This window comes from Paracoccus sp. NBH48, assembly GCF_015390265.1.
GTDB classification, from domain to species: Bacteria; Pseudomonadota; Alphaproteobacteria; order Rhodobacterales; family Rhodobacteraceae; genus Paracoccus; species Paracoccus marcusii.
This window is the reverse complement of the sequence record NZ_VUOJ01000002.1, coordinates 153,054-170,039: the sequence shown is the minus strand read 5'-3', so window position 1 is coordinate 170,039 and position 16,986 is coordinate 153,054. Positions and strand designations below refer to the sequence as shown.

17 protein-coding genes, 1 tRNA gene and 2 pseudogenes are annotated in these 16,986 nt (G+C 66.5%); 15 read left to right on the top strand and 5 right to left on the bottom strand.

The window, feature by feature from the left end:
- Window positions 1-18: 18 nt before the first annotated feature.
- From F1642_RS04300 to F1642_RS04270, 7 genes and pseudogenes are all read left to right on the top strand, one after another.
- Window positions 19-93, top strand: a tRNA-Thr gene (locus tag F1642_RS04300).
- 155 nt (window positions 94-248) lie between these two features.
- On the top strand, window positions 249-455 hold the full coding sequence (locus F1642_RS04295) for a cold-shock protein (protein ID WP_042248736.1): 207 nt from the start codon (window positions 249-251) through the stop codon (window positions 453-455).
- Between the two features lie 100 nt (window positions 456-555).
- On the top strand, window positions 556-1,371 hold the full coding sequence (locus F1642_RS04290; protein ID WP_045999019.1) for a TIGR00282 family metallophosphoesterase: 816 nt from the start codon (window positions 556-558) through the stop codon (window positions 1,369-1,371).
- A 102-nt stretch (window positions 1,372-1,473) separates the two neighbouring features.
- Window positions 1,474-3,259, top strand: a pseudogene (locus F1642_RS04285) (SLC13 family permease).
- A 122-nt stretch (window positions 3,260-3,381) separates the two neighbouring features.
- A complete protein-coding gene (locus F1642_RS04280; RefSeq protein ID WP_045981287.1) occupies window positions 3,382-3,609 on the top strand; it encodes a hypothetical protein in 228 nt (75 codons plus the stop codon).
- Between the two features lie 124 nt (window positions 3,610-3,733).
- Window positions 3,734-4,477 carry a YebC/PmpR family DNA-binding transcriptional regulator gene (locus tag F1642_RS04275; RefSeq protein ID WP_045981286.1) on the top strand — a complete coding sequence of 248 codons (744 nt, stop codon included), beginning with the start codon at window positions 3,734-3,736 and terminating at the stop codon, window positions 4,475-4,477.
- A 97-nt stretch (window positions 4,478-4,574) separates the two neighbouring features.
- Window positions 4,575-5,483 carry a DMT family transporter gene (locus tag F1642_RS04270; protein ID WP_240542546.1) on the top strand — a complete coding sequence of 303 codons (909 nt, stop codon included), beginning with the start codon at window positions 4,575-4,577 and terminating at the stop codon, window positions 5,481-5,483.
- Between the two features lies 1 nt (window position 5,484).
- Here F1642_RS04270 and F1642_RS04265 read toward each other — a convergent pair whose 3' ends face one another.
- The gene (locus F1642_RS04265; RefSeq protein ID WP_194885561.1) at window positions 5,485-6,681 is read right to left on the bottom strand and encodes a heparan-alpha-glucosaminide N-acetyltransferase domain-containing protein; all 1,197 of its coding nucleotides are present in this window, start codon (window positions 6,679-6,681) and stop codon (window positions 5,485-5,487) included.
- Window positions 6,682-6,797: 116 nt separating this feature from the next.
- Here F1642_RS04265 and F1642_RS04260 point away from each other — a divergent pair, with 116 nt between their 5' ends.
- The gene (locus F1642_RS04260; RefSeq protein ID WP_194885560.1) at window positions 6,798-7,127 is read left to right on the top strand and encodes a DUF3140 domain-containing protein; all 330 of its coding nucleotides are present in this window, start codon (window positions 6,798-6,800) and stop codon (window positions 7,125-7,127) included.
- Window positions 7,128-7,143: 16 nt separating this feature from the next.
- On the opposite strand, the gene F1642_RS04255 is transcribed toward F1642_RS04260, so the two are convergent.
- Together F1642_RS04255 and puuE are read right to left on the bottom strand one after the other, a co-directional pair.
- Window positions 7,144-8,043: a bifunctional allantoicase/(S)-ureidoglycine aminohydrolase gene (locus F1642_RS04255; RefSeq protein WP_139598168.1), complete on the bottom strand. Its 900-nt coding sequence runs from the start codon at window positions 8,041-8,043 to the stop codon at window positions 7,144-7,146.
- On the bottom strand, window positions 8,040-9,446 hold the full coding sequence (gene puuE, locus F1642_RS04250; RefSeq protein WP_194885559.1) for an allantoinase PuuE: 1,407 nt from the start codon (window positions 9,444-9,446) through the stop codon (window positions 8,040-8,042). The genes F1642_RS04255 and puuE overlap by 4 nt, the downstream gene beginning before the upstream one ends.
- Before the next feature lie 218 nt (window positions 9,447-9,664).
- On the opposite strand from puuE, the gene F1642_RS04245 reads away from it, so the two are divergent.
- A complete protein-coding gene (locus F1642_RS04245) occupies window positions 9,665-11,047 on the top strand; it encodes an NCS2 family permease (protein WP_304612884.1) in 1,383 nt (460 codons plus the stop codon).
- On the opposite strand, the gene F1642_RS16330 is transcribed toward F1642_RS04245, so the two are convergent.
- Entirely contained in the window at window positions 10,974-11,294 is a 321-nt protein-coding gene (locus F1642_RS16330) for an IclR family transcriptional regulator C-terminal domain-containing protein (RefSeq protein ID WP_370582803.1), read from the bottom strand. The genes F1642_RS04245 and F1642_RS16330 overlap by 74 nt on opposite strands.
- Window positions 11,228-11,776: a helix-turn-helix domain-containing protein gene (locus F1642_RS04240; protein ID WP_370582773.1), complete on the bottom strand. Its 549-nt coding sequence runs from the start codon at window positions 11,774-11,776 to the stop codon at window positions 11,228-11,230. Before F1642_RS04240 ends, F1642_RS16330 begins: the two co-directional genes overlap by 67 nt.
- Window positions 11,777-12,045: 269 nt before the next feature.
- Here F1642_RS04240 and F1642_RS16325 point away from each other — a divergent pair.
- From F1642_RS16325 to xdhA, 6 genes and pseudogenes are all read left to right on the top strand, one after another.
- Window positions 12,046-12,195, top strand: a pseudogene (locus tag F1642_RS16325) (hypothetical protein); the annotation flags it as partial.
- A 79-nt stretch (window positions 12,196-12,274) separates the two neighbouring features.
- Window positions 12,275-13,159: a solute carrier family 23 protein gene (locus tag F1642_RS16320; RefSeq protein WP_370582772.1), complete on the top strand. Its 885-nt coding sequence runs from the start codon at window positions 12,275-12,277 to the stop codon at window positions 13,157-13,159.
- Between the two features lie 81 nt (window positions 13,160-13,240).
- Entirely contained in the window at window positions 13,241-13,525 is a 285-nt protein-coding gene (locus F1642_RS16315; RefSeq protein ID WP_370582771.1) for a solute carrier family 23 protein, read from the top strand.
- Between the two features lie 107 nt (window positions 13,526-13,632).
- On the top strand, window positions 13,633-13,983 hold the full coding sequence (uraH, locus tag F1642_RS04230; protein WP_194885558.1) for a hydroxyisourate hydrolase: 351 nt from the start codon (window positions 13,633-13,635) through the stop codon (window positions 13,981-13,983).
- A gap of 1 nt (window position 13,984) precedes the next feature.
- Entirely contained in the window at window positions 13,985-15,238 is a 1,254-nt protein-coding gene (locus tag F1642_RS04225; RefSeq protein ID WP_206692666.1) for a urate hydroxylase PuuD, read from the top strand.
- 296 nt (window positions 15,239-15,534) lie between these two features.
- The gene (gene xdhA, locus F1642_RS04220; protein ID WP_045999027.1) at window positions 15,535-16,983 is read left to right on the top strand and encodes a xanthine dehydrogenase small subunit; all 1,449 of its coding nucleotides are present in this window, start codon (window positions 15,535-15,537) and stop codon (window positions 16,981-16,983) included.
- Window positions 16,984-16,986 lie beyond the last annotated feature (3 nt).

Genomic DNA, 16,986 nt, shown 5'->3' with positions numbered 1-16,986 from the left:
TGGTAATCGGACGACGATGCCGGCTTAGCTCAGTGGTAGAGCGTCTGATTTGTAATCAGGGGGTCGGGGGTTCAAATCCCTCAGCCGGCACCAAGTTTCCCTTGCATTAAGGCCCTGTCCGCCCTATCTAGACATGGCTACGTTAAATTCTCTGCATCCTGTCTGCTTCTGCCTTCAGTCTGCTTTGTTAATCTGACGGCCAAGCCACCGCATACTGCGGGTGGAACACTAAGACAGGAGATCTCACGATGGCCAACGGCACCGTGAAGTGGTTCAACAGCACCAAAGGCTTCGGCTTCATTCAACCGGAAGGCGGCCGCCAGGACGTTTTCCTGCACATCTCGGCTCTCGAGCGCGCGGGCCTGTCGGCTCCGGCCGACGGCCAGAAGGTGACGTTCGAGCTGGAGCGTGGCCGCGACGGTCGCGAATCGGCAACGAACGTTCAGTTCGTCTGATCCGACGCCTTACGGCGACGATATGAAAGGGCTGCCGCAAGGCAGCCCTTTTTGCATGTGCGCGCTTGAGGCCGCACGCAGATTGGCATAGCAGACCCCCATGAAAATTCTGTTTCTTGGCGATGTGATGGGCCGTTCGGGCCGTCGAGCGATCACCGAACGGCTGGCGGGGCTGCGCGCCAGGCTGAAGGCCGATCTTGTCGTGGTCAATTCGGAGAATGCCAGCGGCGGGCGCGGCCTGACCGCGGGTCACGCGCAGCTGCTGCTGGAGGCGGGGGCCGATTGCCTGACGCTCGGCGACCATGCCTTTGATCAAAAGGACATGCTGGCCTTCATCGACCGCGAACCGCGGATCGTGCGCCCGCTGAACTTCGCGCGCGAGGCGCCGGGCCGCGGCCATACGATCATCAGCGACCAGCGCGGGCGCAAGGCGCTGATCGTGCAGGCCCTGGGCCAGGTGTTCATGTCGCGTCCCTATGACGATCCGTTCTCGGCGCTGGACGGCGTGCTGCGCGCCCATCCGCCGGGGGGCATGGTGCAGGCCGCCCTGGTCGACATCCACGCCGAAGCGACCAGCGAGAAGATGGCCGTGGGTCATTTCTGCGACGGGCGCGCCAGCCTGGTGGTGGGCACCCACACCCACGTCCCCACGGCCGATGCACAGGTGCTGCCGCGCGGGACGGCCTATCTGACCGATGCGGGAATGTGCGGCGACTATGACAGCGTGATCGGCATGGACAAGGCAGAGCCGCTGCGCCGCTTCATCACCGGCATGGTCCGCGACCGCTTCGTGCCTGCCGAGGGCGAGGCCACGCTGTCCGGCGTGCTGGTCGAGACGGACGACCGCACGGGGCAGGCGCGCAGCGTCCAGCCGGTGCGCGACGGCGGTCGGCTGGCGGCCACGCATCCGGCCTGACCCGCCGGCACCGTTTCAACTTTCGCTTGCGGCAGCGCAGAAAACTGCTCTACACCCCGATGTCGGGGCCGCATCCGGGCCGTGTGACGAGACAGGATCTTCATGCTTGGCTTTGAACTGACCGGCACGACCGCTTCCGTTGCCATGCTGATCATCGTCAGCATCACCTTCGTCCTCTTCATCCGCGAAAAGCACCCGCCAGAGGTCATCGCCATCGCCTCGGCGGCGACGATGATGGTGCTGGGGCTGCTGCCTGTCGAGGATGCGGCGGGGGTGCTGTCGAATGCCGCGCCCTGGACGATCGCCTTCATGTACCTGCTGATGGGCGGCCTGATGCGGACCGGGGCGCTGGACCTGATGTCCAGCATCGTGTCGGCCCGCGCCGACACCAATCCGATGCTGGCGGTGGCCAGCCTGTTCGGCTTCGTGATCGTGGCGTCGGCGGTGATGAACAACACGCCGGTCGTCGCGGTGATGATCCCGATCTGCATCCAGCTGGCGCTGCGGCTGGGAACAACGCCGTCCAAACTGTTGATGCCGCTTAGTTATTTCACGTTGATGGGGGGCATGATCTCGTTGATCGGCACCTCGACAAACCTGCTGGTCGACGGGGTCGCGCGCGAACGCGGGATGGAGCCCTTCACGATCTTCGAGATCGCCCCGGTCGGCATCGCCATCACGCTTGCCGGGATCGCCTATTTCCTGCTGATCGGGCGCAAGCTTCTGCCCGAACGCACCTCGCTGGCCGGCTTCCTGGGGTCGCGCCGCGAGATGAAGTACTTCACCGAAGTCGCGATCCCCGAGGATTCGTCCCTTGTCGGCCAGACTGTGACCGAGGTGGCGCTGTTCAAGCGCGACGCGGTGCGCCTGATCGACGTGCTGCGGGGCGACGCGTCGCTGCGCCGCAACCTGCCCGAGGTCGTGCTGGCCCCCGGCGACCGCGTCGTCCTGCGGTCGGAGATGTCCGACCTGCTGGAGATGCTGGACAACAAGAACCTGCAGATGCTGGACAAGCTGGGCTCGGTCGCGACCGAAACGGTCGAGGTCCTGATCTCGCCGGGCTGCCATCTGATCGGTCGACGCCTTGGCGACCTGCGCCTGCGCCGCCGCTACGGCATCTATGTCCTGGCGGCGCACCGGCGGAACCAGAACATCGGTCGCCAGCTGGACGACCTGGTGGTGCGCGTGGGCGACACCCTGCTGCTGGAGGGCGCGCCCGAGGATATCGGCCGCCTGGCCACCGACATGGAGATGGTCGACGTCTCGCGCCCCTCGGCGCGGGCCTATCGGCGCAATCGCGCCCCCATCGCGATCATCTGCCTGCTGGCCGTGGTGACGCTGGCGGCCCTGAACGTCGCCCCGATTCTGGCGCTGTCCTTCCTGGCGGCGGCGGTGATCCTGATCACCCGCTGCGTCGACGCCGAAGAGGCGTTCTCTTTCGTGGACGGCCGCCTGATGGCGATGATCTTTGCCATGCTGGCCGTGGGCGAGGCGTTGGAACATACGGGGACGGTCAACCTGATCGTCGACTTCCTGGCACCGCACCTGATGGACCTGCCGCCGTTCCTGACCCTGATCGCGGTCTATTTCCTGGGCCTGATCCTGACCGAGGTCCTGTCGAACAATGCGGTCGCCGTCCTTCTGACGCCCATTGCCATCGCGCTGGCCACGACCCTTGGCCACGACCCACGACCCCTATGTCGTGGCCGTCATGTTCGCGGCGACCGTCGCCTTTGCGACGCCCATCGGCTATCAGACACACATGATGGTTTATGGGCCGGGGGGGTATCGGTTCTCTGACTTCGTCAAGGTGGGCGTGCCGCTGGACATCATCTGCGGCATCGTGGCGTGCCTGATCATCCCCATCCTGTGGCCGCTGGTCCCCTGACGCCTTGCGTTTGCCGCAACTGCAATGCTGCCATGCAGCATCGGCGGTTGCGATCGGGGGGCAAAACCCCGATCTAGGGCGCAGGGGAGGAAACGACTTTGTCCTATGCAAGGAGTTTCCACATGGCGACCATCGCTTCTGTCGATCACAAATCCACCGGTTTCTCGGCCGGCTCGCTGTTGGCGCCGTTCCGTGCCGTGGGCCGCTTCATGATCGCTCTGGCCGAGGCAAGCCCGCAGATGCGCGCGCTGAACCGCCTGAGCCAGATGTCGGATGCCGAACTGTCCGCCAAGGGCCTGACCCGCGACGGCGAAGTCCGCCGCATCCTGGGCGGTTCCGCCGCGCTGTAAGGCGCGCCCGATCACCGGACGACCACCGCGCGGCCCCCTGGGGCCGCGTTTCGCATTGCGATGGGGGTGCCCGCTGGACTAGAAGCGGGCCATATTCCAGTTTCCGCACGAAGGACGACCCGACATGGCAGGGCATTCCAAATGGGCCAACATCCAGCACCGCAAGGGCCGGCAGGACAAGCTGCGGTCCAAGCTGTTCTCCAAGCTGGCGAAAGAGATCACCGTGGCCGCCAAGATGGGCGACCCCGATCCTGAAAAGAACCCGCGCCTGCGCTTGGCCGTCAAGGAGGCCAAGTCGAAATCCGTCCCCAAGGACGTGATCGACCGCGCCATCAAGAAATCGCAGGGCGGCGACGCCGAGACCTATGACGAGATCCGCTATGAGGGTTACGGCCCGAACGGGATCGCGCTGGTGGTCGAGGCGATGACGGACAACCGCAACCGCACCGCGTCGAACGTGCGCAGCTATTTCACCAAGTCGGGCGGCGACATGGGCCAGACCGGTTCGGTCAGCTTCATGTTCGACCGGGTCGGAGAGATCGTCTATCCCGCATCCGCGGGCGATGCCGACACGGTCATGCTGGCCGCGCTGGAGGCCGGGGCCGACGACGTCGAATCCGACGAGGAGGGCCACTGGATCTATTGCGCCGACACCGCGCTGAACGAGGTGTCCAGCGCATTGGAGGCGTCCTTGGGCGAATCCGACACCGCCAAGCTGATCTGGAAGCCGCAGGCGCCCACCGAGGTCACCGACCTTGAGACCGCGCAAAAGCTGATGCGCCTGATCGACACGCTGGAGGATGACGACGACGTCCAGACCGTCACCGGCAATTTCGACATCTCGGAAGAGATCGCGGCGCAACTGTAATCGCCGTCGATGGCGCGGGCGGGCCGTTCCCATCGGGGGCGGCCCGTCTTGCGTTTTGCGCCTTGCGCGCCGCCGGGAAAGGCGGCAATTGCAGATCATGCAGATGCAAAGCGAGACACGCCGCGACCTGATCGGCATCGGATGGATGCTGGCGACAGGGCTGTGCTTTGTCGCGGTCAACACCATCGTGCGCGGGCTGGACGGCGCGCTGCCCGCGGCGCAGGCGGCGTTCATCCGCTTTCTGTTCGGATTGGTGTTTCTGGCCCCGGTCATCACCAGCGCCCTGCGGGGCGGGTTTTCGCGGGGGATCTGGGGGCTGTTCGCGCTGCGTGGGGCGCTGCACGTGGTGGCGGTGGTTGCGTGGTTCTATGCGATGTCGCGCATCACCGTGGCCGAGGTGACGGCCATCGGCTTTCTGAACCCCATCATCGTGACGATCTGCGCCGCGCTGTTCCTGGGCGAAAAGCTGGCCTCGCGGCGGATCGCGGCGGTGGCGGTGGCGCTTATGGGCGCGCTGGTCGTACTGCGGCCGGGGTTGCGGGAGCTGGACCCCGGGCATCTGAGCCAGGTGCTGGCCGCTGTCGCCTTCGGTCTGTCATATCTGATCGCCAAGCAGCTGTCGGATCGCGTGCCCGCGGCGGTGGTCGTGGCGATGATGTCGCTGACTGTGTCGGTCGGTCTGGCACCGCTGGCCATCGCGCAGTGGGTGCCGCCGACGATGGGCCAGCTGGGCTGGCTGGCGCTGGTCGCGGTCTTTGCGACGCTTGGCCATTACACGATGACGCGGGCCTTTGCGGCAGCGCCGCTGACCGTCACGCAGCCGGTGACGTTCCTACAGCTGATCTGGGCCAGCCTGGTCGGCGTGCTGGTCTTTCATGAGCCGCTGGACCCCTGGGTGATCCTGGGCGGCGGTCTGATGATCGGGGCGATCAGCTATATCACCTGGCGCGAGGCGCGCATCCGCGCCCGCACCGTCACGCCACCGGTCAGCGCCACCAAGGTCTGAGCTAGGCCGCGCGCAGTCGGCCCATCCCCCATAGCAGCCGTTCGGCCAGCCAGTCGGCGGGCCGCCTGAGCCGCGTCAGCGTGGTCGCCACCATCGTCGAGCGGCGCGCGGCGCGGTCGAAACCAAGGCTCATCACGCACAGCGCGGCCAGCAGGGCGGCGGTCCATGCCACTGCCCCGATCACGTCGGTGGGCTGGGGGGCGACCAGATACAGCAGGACATTGCCCCAGGCGAAGGTGAACATGCTGGTGCGGCCAAAGAAGGTGGTGCGGGACCATGCCGCGATGCTTCCGACCTTTCGGATGTCAATCAGCCAGACGAAGAACAGCGTCATCAGCGTCGCCGACAGGATGCCAGTTGCGAAATAGAGCGGATTGCTGTCCCGGCGCAGGCTGCCATCCGCAAGGCCGTCGATCATGTCGACGCTGAGGAACAGCCCGCCGATCAGCGCGACCCCCGCACCCCCTACCAGCAGCGCACGCACCCGGCGGCCAAAGCTTGGATCGGCCAAGGGGTCTGTCGATCCCGCCGCCGACCGGCCGGTCAGATAGCGGCCCAGGCATTGTCCGGCGATGACCAGCGTCAGGCCGTGCAGCACGGACGGACCTGCAAGCGGCAGGTCGCCGAAACCGGTCAGAAACTGCACGAGGCTGGCCACGGGGGTGCGCGCGCCAAGATCGTTCTGGACGTCCGGAAGGCCGCTGAGCAGGGGCCACGCCGCGTGACAGGCCAGCGCGGCGATCGCCAGTGGCAGCAGCCCGGTTCGCGCCCGGATCCACAACAGGATCGGCGCGACGGCGAGGACGATGGCATAGAACTTCAGGATTTCCGTATAGGGCGAATTTCCCATGAACAGGATCGTCGCGGTGCTGTAGGGCACCGAGTAGCCGTCATCGGTCAAGGTCAGTGTCAGGATGGTCAGCGCATAGAGAACCCAGCACTGGAACGCCCGCGACAAAAGCCGCATGGCAACCCCATGGCGCGCCTGACGCGTGGTCCAGCGTGGGCGATAGACCACCTCCAGCATCGTGCCGAACAGCAGGATGAAGGTCGGTGTGGCGATCTGGAAGGCAAATCCCGCAACGCGGGTCAGCGGTCCGGGCATGTGGGCGTAAAGGCCCACATCCGCAAAGACATGCGACGACATCGCCAGCACGATCGCCAGGCTTCGCGCCGCATCAAGGCCAATGATCCGCATCTGTTTACCACGTTAATAATTTGCATTCTGTGCAACGCGGGGTCATAGCAGAATGCCGCCCGATTGGAACCGCGCATTGGCGCCAAGAGTTTTTCCGCCGATCGCAGGAGGATTCAATGGCATCGCATGAACAGGTTTGGGACGACTGGCAGAAGCTGGTGAACATGACGCCGTCCCAGCTGAAGGATTGGCTGGACACTGACGACAGCAAGTCGGTGGGCGACACCGGCGGGCATGGCGAAAGCACCGGCCACAAGTCAGGCCGCCACATCCTGCGCATCAAGGACAAGAAGAAGGCCGACCTGACCGACGACGACTGGTCGCACATGGCCAAGGTCGCGGGCTACATCAAGCGCCACTTGGCGCAGGGTGGCCCCGAAAAGGACAAGGAACACAGCGACTGGCGCTATTCCCTGATGAACTGGGGCCACGATCCGCTAAAGTGATCGCGGCCCCGGCGAATTAGCGGTTCGGCCACAGCGTCGCGTGGCGGTTCACGTCCTTGTACAGAAGATAACGGAACGGCCCCGGACCGCCGGCGTAACAGGCCTGCGGACAGAACGCCCGCAGCCACATGTAATCGCCCGGACCAACCTCGACCCAATCCCGGTTCAGGCGATAGACGGCCTTTCCTTCCAGCACGAAAAGGCCGTGTTCCATCACGTGCGTTTCCGCAAAGGGGATCGAGCCGCCGGGTTTAAACGTGACGACGGTGATGTGCATGTCATGGCGCAGATCGGCCGGGTCCATAAAGCGCGTGGTGCCCCATGCCCCGTCGGTGTCGGGCATCATGGACGGGGCGATGTCCTGTTCCTGCACCACGATGGGGTCGGGCTTGTCAGTGCCGGCAAAGGGCTGCCAGCGCTTGCGCCACCAGTGAAAGCCCGCGGGGCCTGCGGTGCGGTTCCTGACCCGCCAAGGCGTGCCAGCCGGGATATAGGCAAAGCCGCCCGGCGACAGCAAATGCTCGGTCCCGTCGATCACCACCTGCATGTCGCCGCCGGTGACGAAGATCGCGTGCTGGACCTCGGGGTCGTCGTCGGGCGTGTCGCTGCCGCCGCCTTCGGCCAGTTCGACGATATACTGGCTGAAGGTTTCCGCGAACCCGGTCAGCGGGCGGGCCAACATCCAGAACCGCATCCCCTGCCAGCCGGGCAGATAGCTGGTGACGATGTCGCGCATCACGGTGCGGGGGATGACGGCATAGGCCTCGGTGAAGATCGCCGTGTCGGTGGTCATCCCCGTCTGGGGCGGCAGGCCCGCCACGGGGCCGGCATAGTGGATGCGCGGCGCGGTGGCATCATCGGTGGGAAGCTGGGCGATGTCGCCGGTGGGGGCGCCCGCGGGGCCGGTCTGGGTCATTTCAGGATCTCTTTCAGGCGAAGGGTGGCGATGCGGGTGACCTGCGCCTCGGCTGTGGCGCGTTCGGTGGCGGTGTCGTTGTCGACGCGGGCCTGCATGGCGGACAGGATGCCCGCCTTGTCGTGGTCGCGGACCGCGATGATGAACGGAAAGCCGTGCTTGGCGACATAGGCGTCGTTCAGGCGTGTGAATTCGGCCCGTTCCGCATCGGTCAGCGCGTCCAGACCGGCGCTGGCCTGTTCGGCGGTGCTGTCGGCGGTCAGACGCTTTGCCAGCGCCAGCTTGCCGGCCAGATCGGGGTGGGCCCGCAGCACGCCCAGTCGTTCGTCGTCGCCTGACGCGCGGAACATCTGCGCCATGCGCCCGGCAAGGCCGCCGAGCGTGTCGTGGACGGCGCCCATTTCGGCATCCCAGACGCGTTCGGCGATGAAGGGAGAATGTTCATAGACGCCGCCGAACCGTGCAACAAAGGCGTCGCGGTCCATCTGCGACGGGCGTGTGCGGGGCTGGAACGGATGTTCGGCCGCCCAGTGGCGGGCGATGTCCAGGCGGCTAGCGAACCAGACGCCCTCGTGGCTTCGGGCGTGGTCCAGGAACCGCTGGATCGCCATGGCTCGACCGGGGCGCCCGGCCAGGCGGCAATGCAGGCCGATGGACATCATCTTGGGCGCGCCGGCGGCCCCTTCGGCGTAGAGGATGTCGAAGCTGTCGCGCAGATAGTCGAAGAAGTCGGTCCCCGTTCCGAACCCTTGTCCGCTGGAAAATCGCATGTCGTTGGCGTCCATCGTATAGGGCACCATCAGCTGCGGCCGGCCGTTGTGGACGTGCCAATAGGGCAGTTCGTCCGCGATGGTGTCGGCCAGATAGGCGAACCCGCCTTCCTCGCAGCCCAAGGCCACCGTGTTCATCGACGTGCGCCCCTGATAGAAGCCGTGCGGGCGTTCGCCGGTGATGGCGGTGTGCAGGGCCACGGCCTGGGCGATGTGGTCGGCCTCGACCTCGCGCGGGACGTTGCGATAGTCGATCCATTTCAGGCCATGGGTCGCGATCTCCCACCCGGCCTCCTGCATGGCGGCCACCTGTTCGGGGCTGCGCTCCAGCGCGGTGGCGACGCCATAGACGGTGATCGGCAGGTCGCAAAGCATGCGGTGCATCCGCCAGAAGCCCGACCGCGCGCCATAGTCATAGATCGATTCCATGTTCCAGTGCCGCTGGCCGGGCCAGGGCTGGGCGCCGATGATCTCGGACAGGAACGCCTCCGAGGCGGGATCGCCATGCTCGATGCTGTTCTCTCCGCCTTCCTCATAGTTGAGGACGATCTGGACCGCGATGCGGGCACCGCCCGGCCAGCGGGGATCGGGGGTGGTCCGGCCATATCCGGTCAGGTCTCGGCTGTAGCGCATCTCTCTCCCCTTGTGCCTGTCGTTGCGTCAGCAAAGCGCGGCGGCCGCGCAAGGACAAGCGGTCAGGGGCGGAATTCTGTATCAAGGAATGCGCGACAATGGTCAGGTCTTTCAAAATCGCGTTGAAAGACTTACGCGCCGGGGACAATTGCGGCATGAGGCCGCGCCGCCCACTGTCCGGCCCAACGGCGGACGGGGGGTTCGCCAAGGGGGGACGCATGGAACGCTATTTTGGACTTGCCGAAAAAGGCAGCAGCGTCAGGACGGAGGTGATCGCCGGGATCACCACCTTCCTGACGATGGCATATATCATCTTCGTCAATCCGGACATCCTGTCCACAACCGGGATGGACCGCGACGCGGTCTTCGTCGCGACCTGCCTTGCCGCCGCGCTGGGCTCGCTGATCATGGGGATGTGGGCCAACTGGCCCATCGGCATGGCGCCGGGCATGGGGCTGAACGCCTTCTTTGCGTTCACCGTCGTGGGCGTCATGGGCTTTACCTGGCAGCAGGCGCTGGGCGCGGTGTTCATCAGCGGGATGATCTTCCTGTTCCTGTCGCTGACGGGCATCCGGCGCTGGCTGATCGCGGGCATCCCCGCATCGATGCGCAGCGCCATCGCGGCGGGCATCGGGCTGTTCCTGGCGATCATCGCGCTGCAGTCGTCAGGCATCGTGGTGGGCAACCCCGCGACGCTGGTCGCGCTGGGCGATCTTACAGCCACCGGCACCCTGCTGACGATCTGTGGGTTCTTCCTGATCGTGACGCTGGATGCGCTGCGCGTCACGGGGGCGATCCTGATCGGCATTCTGGTGGTGACGGTCGCGGCGATCGTTCTTGGCGTCAGCCAGTTTTCGGGCGTCATGTCCATGCCGCCGTCGATCGCGCCGACCTTCCTGCAGATGGATTTGATGGGCGCGCTGACCTTCGGCATCTTCCAGGTCGTTCTGGTCATGGTCCTGGTCGAGGTCTTCGACGCCACCGGCACGCTGATCGGCGTGGCCAAGCGCGCAGGCCTGCTGACCGAGGGGCCGACCCACAAGAACAAGAACCTGGGCCGTGCGCTGATGGCGGATTCGACCGCGATCACGGCCGGTGCGCTGCTGGGCACGTCCTCGACGACCGCCTATGTGGAAAGCGCGTCAGGCGTGCAGGCGGGGGGCCGGACCGGCCTGACCGCCGTGGTCGTGGGCCTGCTGTTCCTGGCCGCGATGTTCTTTGCGCCGCTGGCCGGGTCGGTGCCCGCCTATGCGACCGCGCCCGCGCTTCTGTATGTCGCGACGCTGATGGTGCGCGAGCTGGCCGAGGTCAGCTGGGACGACGTGACCGAGGCCGCGCCTTCGGTGCTGACCCGCCATCGCCATGCCGCTGACCTATTCCATCGCCAACGGCCTGGCCTTCGGCTTCATCAGCTATGCCGTGATCAAGCTGCTGACCGGCCGCGCGCGCGAGGTGCATGCCGCGACCTGGATCATCGCGGCCCTGTTCGTGGCCAAGTTCGCGCTGTTCGGCGCGCACTGACCCCGGTCAGCGGGTCGGGCCTCCCAGGGCATCGGACAGGTTGGCCGCCGCGGCGGCCACCACCGCGCCCAGGGTCTTGACATGTTCGGCCCCGATGCGATGCGTGGGGCCGCTGACGCTGATCCCGGCGATCGCCTCTCCGGACAGATCGAAGACGGGGGCCGCGATGCAGCGCATGCCCCGGCTGCGTTCCTCGTCGTCGAAGGAAAAGCCGCGGTGCCGGATGCGGGCCAGGTCCGCCTCCAGCGCCGCGGGGTCGGTCAGCGTGGTGTCGGTGAACCGCGCCAGGGGACCCAGTGCCGCGACGCTGTCGGGCCGGAACGCCAGCAGCGCCTTGCCGATCCCCGATGCGTGCAGGGGCGACCGGGTGCCGGGGGGGAAGAAACGCGCGGATCGTCTCGGACGTCTCGACCTGGGACAGGAACAGCACGCTGTCGCCCTGCAGGATACCCAGGTTCGCGGTCTCGCCGGTATGTTCCATCAGCGCGCGCATGATCGGGCGGGCGCGTTCCACAAGGCCCGACCGGCGCATGAAGGCCGACCCCAGGCGGAACGCCTGCGGCCCGATGTTCCAGGCCTGCGTCGCGGGGTCGCTTTCGGCCATGCCGCGCGCGGCCAGCGTGTGCAGCACCCGGTGCACGGTCCGAGGGCGGCTGCGCCGATCGGTCCGCCACCTCGGACAGGGTCAGGCCGGGATGGGCCGCCAGCAGGTCCAGAAGGTCCAGCGCCCGGTCCAGCGACTGCACGGTGCCCGGCGCGTCGGGCAGGGTCTTGCGGGGGCGCCCCCGCTTGCGGGTCGGGTCGGCCATTATGCGTCCCTTGTTAATGCTGCCTTTAGATGCGGGCGAAAATGACGTCTCGCAAGCCAAAAAGCCAACGCTTAGAAAACATTTCCATTTTCGGTCGCCGCGGGTTCCCGGCATGGGTTGGGCAGGGGCGGATTCGGTGCCGGGATTTCGGGCAGCCGGGGGGTACGGTGCCAACGTCGCCCTGAAAATCCGTTTCGGGAAAATGACGGGCCAAGCTAGGTCTGGGTCAGTCGCGCAACCACGACGCGACATCAGAAGGGGAGCCCGCCATGACAGACAGCCTTTCCCGGACCCAGGTCCATCCCGTCGACCAGATGCTGCCCACGGGGCGATTGATCACGCTGGGGTTCCAGCACGTGCTGGTCATGTATGCGGGCGCCATTGCGGTGCCGCTGATCGTCGGCCGCGCCCTGCAGTTGCCGCCCGAGGAGGTGGCCTTCCTGATCTCGGCCGACCTGTTCGTCTGCGGACTGGCGACCCCTCATCCAAAGCCTGGGCATGACCCAGTATTTCGGCATCCGCCTGCCGGTGATGATGGGCGTGACCTTTGCGGCCGTGGGGCCGATGGTCGCCATCGCGGGCCAGACGCCGGGCACCGACGGGGCGCGCGCACTGTTCGGTGCGATCATCGCGGCGGGCCTGATCGCCATCCTGCTGGCGCCGCTGATCGGGCGGGTGCTGCGGTTCTTTCCGCCCGTCGTCACCGGCACGGTCATCCTGGCCATCGGCATCAGCCTGATGCCCATCGGGATCAACTGGATCTTCGGCCTGCCGGTCGGTCCGACCGCGCCGATGCTGGTCGATCCCGCGCAGCAGGCCTGGCTGGACGGCGCCATCGCCGCGGGCGGCGTGCCCGAGGGGCTGCGCCTGGCGCCCGCCATGCCGAACCCCGCCTATGCTTCGGGGACGAACATCCTGATCGCGGTGCTGGTGCTGGGCACGATCCTGCTGGTCTCGCGGTTCGCCCGCGGCTTCATGGCCAACATCGCCGTGCTGCTGGGCATCGCCGTGGGCGGCGTCGCCGCGGCGGCGATGGGGCTGATGCAGTTCGACAAGGTCGGAGAGGCCGCCTGGTTCGCCGTCATCAAGCCGTTCCATTTCGGTCTTCCGACCTTTGACCCGGTGATGATCGTCACGATGGTTCTGGTGATGATTGTGGTGATGATCGAATCGACGGGCATGTTCCTGGCGCTGTCGGACATGTGCCGCCGTCCGATCAATTCGCGCGGCTTGGCCGCGGGCCTGCGTGCCGACGGTCTGGGCACGATGCTGGGCGGCATCTTCAACACCTTCCCCTATACCTCGTTCTCGCAGAACGTCGGGCTGGTGGGGTCACGGGCATCCGGTCGCGGTTCGTCTGCGTGGCGGGCGGCATCATCATGATCGTGCTGGGCCTGATCCCCAAGATGGGCGCGCTGGTCGAAAGCCTGCCGACCACCGTCCTGGGCGGGGGCAGGGCTGGTGATGTTCGGGATGGTCGCCGCCACCGGCATCCGCATCCTGAGCCGTGTCGATTTCACCGCCAACCGCCACAATCTGTTCGTCGTGGCCATCAGCATCGGCATGGCGATGATCCCGCTGGTCGCCCCCAACTTCAAGCAGTGGCTGCCCCATGCGATCCATCCGCTGATCCATTCGGGCATCCTGCTGGCCGCGGTCAGCGCGGTGGCGCTGAACTGGTTCTACAACGGTGCGGCCCCCGCGGACGAGGCTGAACTGGCCGAGGCCGGTCGCCTTGCCGATCACTGAGGGTCGATTATGCACGGTTTCTTAAGACTGCCTTGTCCATCAAGCCCCTGCCGCCCTTCGGCAAATCGGGTATCACGGCGCAGGAACGATCAAGACGGGGGGATTTCATGTCGGGTTTTCTGACAACGCATGTTCTGGACACGGCGCGCGGGCTGCCCGCGCGCGGGATGCAGGTGGTGCTGATCCGGCTGTCGCCCGCGCGCGAGGAGATCGCGCGCATGGTGACCAATGACGACGGGCGCACCGATGCGCACATCCTGCCGGCGGGCGATTTCGCCACCGGCACCTACGAGCTGGAATTCCATGCCGGCGCCTGGATGGACGCGTCGGGCGTGGCGCCCGAAAGCCCCCGCTTTCTGGACGTGATCCCGATCCGCTTCGGCATGTCGCAGAACGACCATTACCACGTGCCGCTGCTGGTCTCTCCGTTCGGCTATTCCACCTATCGGGGCAGCTGAGATGATCCCGGAAATCGCCATCCTGTGGGAGTTCCTCTCCTTTGCCGTCCGCTGGCTGCACGTGATCACCGCCATCGCGTGGATCGGGTCGTCGTTCTACTTCATCGCGCTGGACCTGGGCCTGCAGAAGGCACCCGACCTTCCCAAGGGCGCGCATGGCGAGGAATGGCAGGTCCACGGCGGCGGGTTCTATCACATCCGCAAGTACCTGGTGGCGCCCGAGCGCATGCCCGAGCATCTGACCTGGTTCAAATGGGAAAGCTATGCGACCTGGCTGTCTGGGGCCGCGCTGCTGATGGTCACCTATTGGGCCGGCGCCAACCTGTACCTGATCGAGCCCGCCAAGGCCGACCTGGCGATCTGGCAGGCGATTTTGATCTCGGGCGGGTCGCTGGCAGTGGGCTGGCTGATCTATGACGGGCTGTGCAAGTCGCCCTTGGGCAACCGTCCCACGGTGCTGATGCTGCTGCTGTTTGCGGCGCTGGTGGCGATGGGCTGGGCCTATGACCAGATCTTTACGGGCCGCGCGGCGCTGCTGCATCTGGGCGCCTTCACCGCGACGATCATGACCGCGAACGTGTTCCTGATCATCATGCCGAACCAGCGCATCGTGGTCGCCGACCTGAAGGCCGGGCGCCCCGCCGACCCGAAATACGGCAAGATCGCCAAGCTGCGGTCGACGCACAACAACTACCTGACGCTGCCGGTCATCTTCCTGATGCTGTCGAACCACTACCCGCTGGCCTTCGCCAGCCAGTACAACTGGCTGATCGCGGCGCTGATCTTCCTGATGGGTGTGACCATCCGGCACTTCTTCAACACCATGCACGCCCGCAAGGGATACCAGTGGTGGACCTGGGCGGTCACGACGATGCTGTTCATCGGGGTGATGTGGCTGGCGTCGATCGGCGTGAACCAGGACAGCTATGACGAGGCGATGGCGCGGCCCCTGACCCCGGTCGAGGCGCGCTTCGCCGAGGCCGAGGGGTTCGAGGATGCCAGCCAAGCCGTCATCGGCCGCTGTTCGATGTGCCATGCGCGCGAACCGGTCTGGGACGGCATCCGCACCGCGCCCAAGGGCGTCCTGCTGGAGACGCCCGCCGACATCGCCCGCGCCGCGCATCAGGTCTATGTCCAGGCGGGACTGACCGATGCGATGCCCCCTGCGAACATCACCGGGATGGAGGACGCCGAGCGCGACGCGATCCTGCGCTGGTTCCGCGAGGTTGGACCCCTGGGGGTCGCGGGCCTGTAGGGCCATTCCCCGCTGAGTAACAACGGCCCGCGCAACGGCGGGACACGGGGGCCCAGTCCCCCGGGCGCGGCGGTCCCCCTCGATGGGGGGCCGCCGCGCCTTTCTGCGCCCCCGGCAAGGTCCGGCCACCGCTGGAAAGGGCTGCCGAAGATTGTCGCAGATGGCGCGGCTTTCGCGCCTGACGCCATGTGACGGTGGTCCGCTTTCAACGGAACGTGTAAAGTCTTCTAGATCACAGCCGATTTCGAAACGCACCGCCAGGCCGTAGACTTGGACCAAGGCAAGGAAAGGCTATCATGACCCAGCTGCGGTTTCTTCTGAACGACACCGAGATCGCCCTGACAGAGGTCGGCGCTTCGGACACGCTGCTGGATCATCTGCGCCTTGCGCGCCGGATGACCGGCACCAAGGAGGGCTGCGCCGAGGGCGATTGCGGCGCCTGCACGGTGCTTGCGGGACGCCTGACCGCCACAGGGCTGGTCTATGAGCCGGTGAACGCCTGCATCCGGCTGCTGGCCTCGTGCCATGCCACACATATCGTCACGATCGAGCATCTGCGCGGCCCCGATGGCGGTCTGCACCCGGTCCAGGCCGCAATGGTGGACCATCACGGCAGCCAGTGCGGCTTCTGCACGCCGGGCATCGTGATGGCGCTCTACGGGCTGTGGATGACCAATCCCGATGCCGATGCCACCGAGATCGAGACCGCGCTGCAGGGCAACATCTGCCGCTGCACGGGCTATGCGCCGATCATCCGCGCGGCCCTGGCCGCGGGCGCGGCCGGAGGACAGGCCCAGGACGCGCTGTCCCGCGAACGCGACGCGGTGGCCGCGTGCCTGGCCGGGATGCGTGGCGCACGGGTTTCACTTGCGCGCGGCGCGGACCGGGCACTGGTCCCCGCCGATACCGACGATCTGGCCCAGCTGTTGCTGGACGAACCCAAGGCGACGCTGGTCGCGGGCGCCACCGATGTCGGGTTGTGGGTCACCAAGTTCATGCGCGACATCAGCCCGGCCATCTTCATCGGTCACCTGATGAAGGACATCACGGTCGAGGACGGCATGATCCGTCTGGGTGCCGGCGTGACCTACAGCGAGGCCGCCCCCCTGATCGCCCGCCATGTTCCGCAGGCCGCCGAATACTGGTCGCGTATCGGCGGCTGGCAGGTGCGCAATGCCGGCACCATCGGGGCGAACATCGCCAACGGCTCTCCGATCGGGGATACGCCGCCCTTGCTGATCGCGTTGGACGCGCGGATCGTCCTGCGTCGGGGCGACACGCGCCGCGAGCTGCCGCTGGAGGATTTCTTCATCGACTACGGCAAGCAGGACCGCCAGCAAGGCGAGTTCGTCGAGGAGGTCCTGATCCCCATGCAGCCCAAGGCGCGCATCGCGGCCTACAAGGTCAGCAAGCGGCGCGATAGCGATATCACCTCTGTCGCGGCGGGGTTCTGCATCGACGTTGCGGACGGCATGATCGCCCGCGCGCGGCTGGCCTTCGGCGGCATGGCCGGAACGCCCAAGCGTGCCCGCCGTGCCGAGGCCGCGCTGCAGGGGCAGCCCTTCGCGGCGGCAAGCTTCGATGCCGCCGCCCGCGCGATCGCGGAGGATTTCCAGCCGCTGTCCGACATGCGCGCCAGCGCGGAATACCGCGCGACCGTCGCACGCAACCTGATCCGGCGGTTCTGGCTGGAGCAATCCGAACCCGGCCTGCCCGTACGGCTGCGCCAGAGCGAAGGAGTCTAGGCC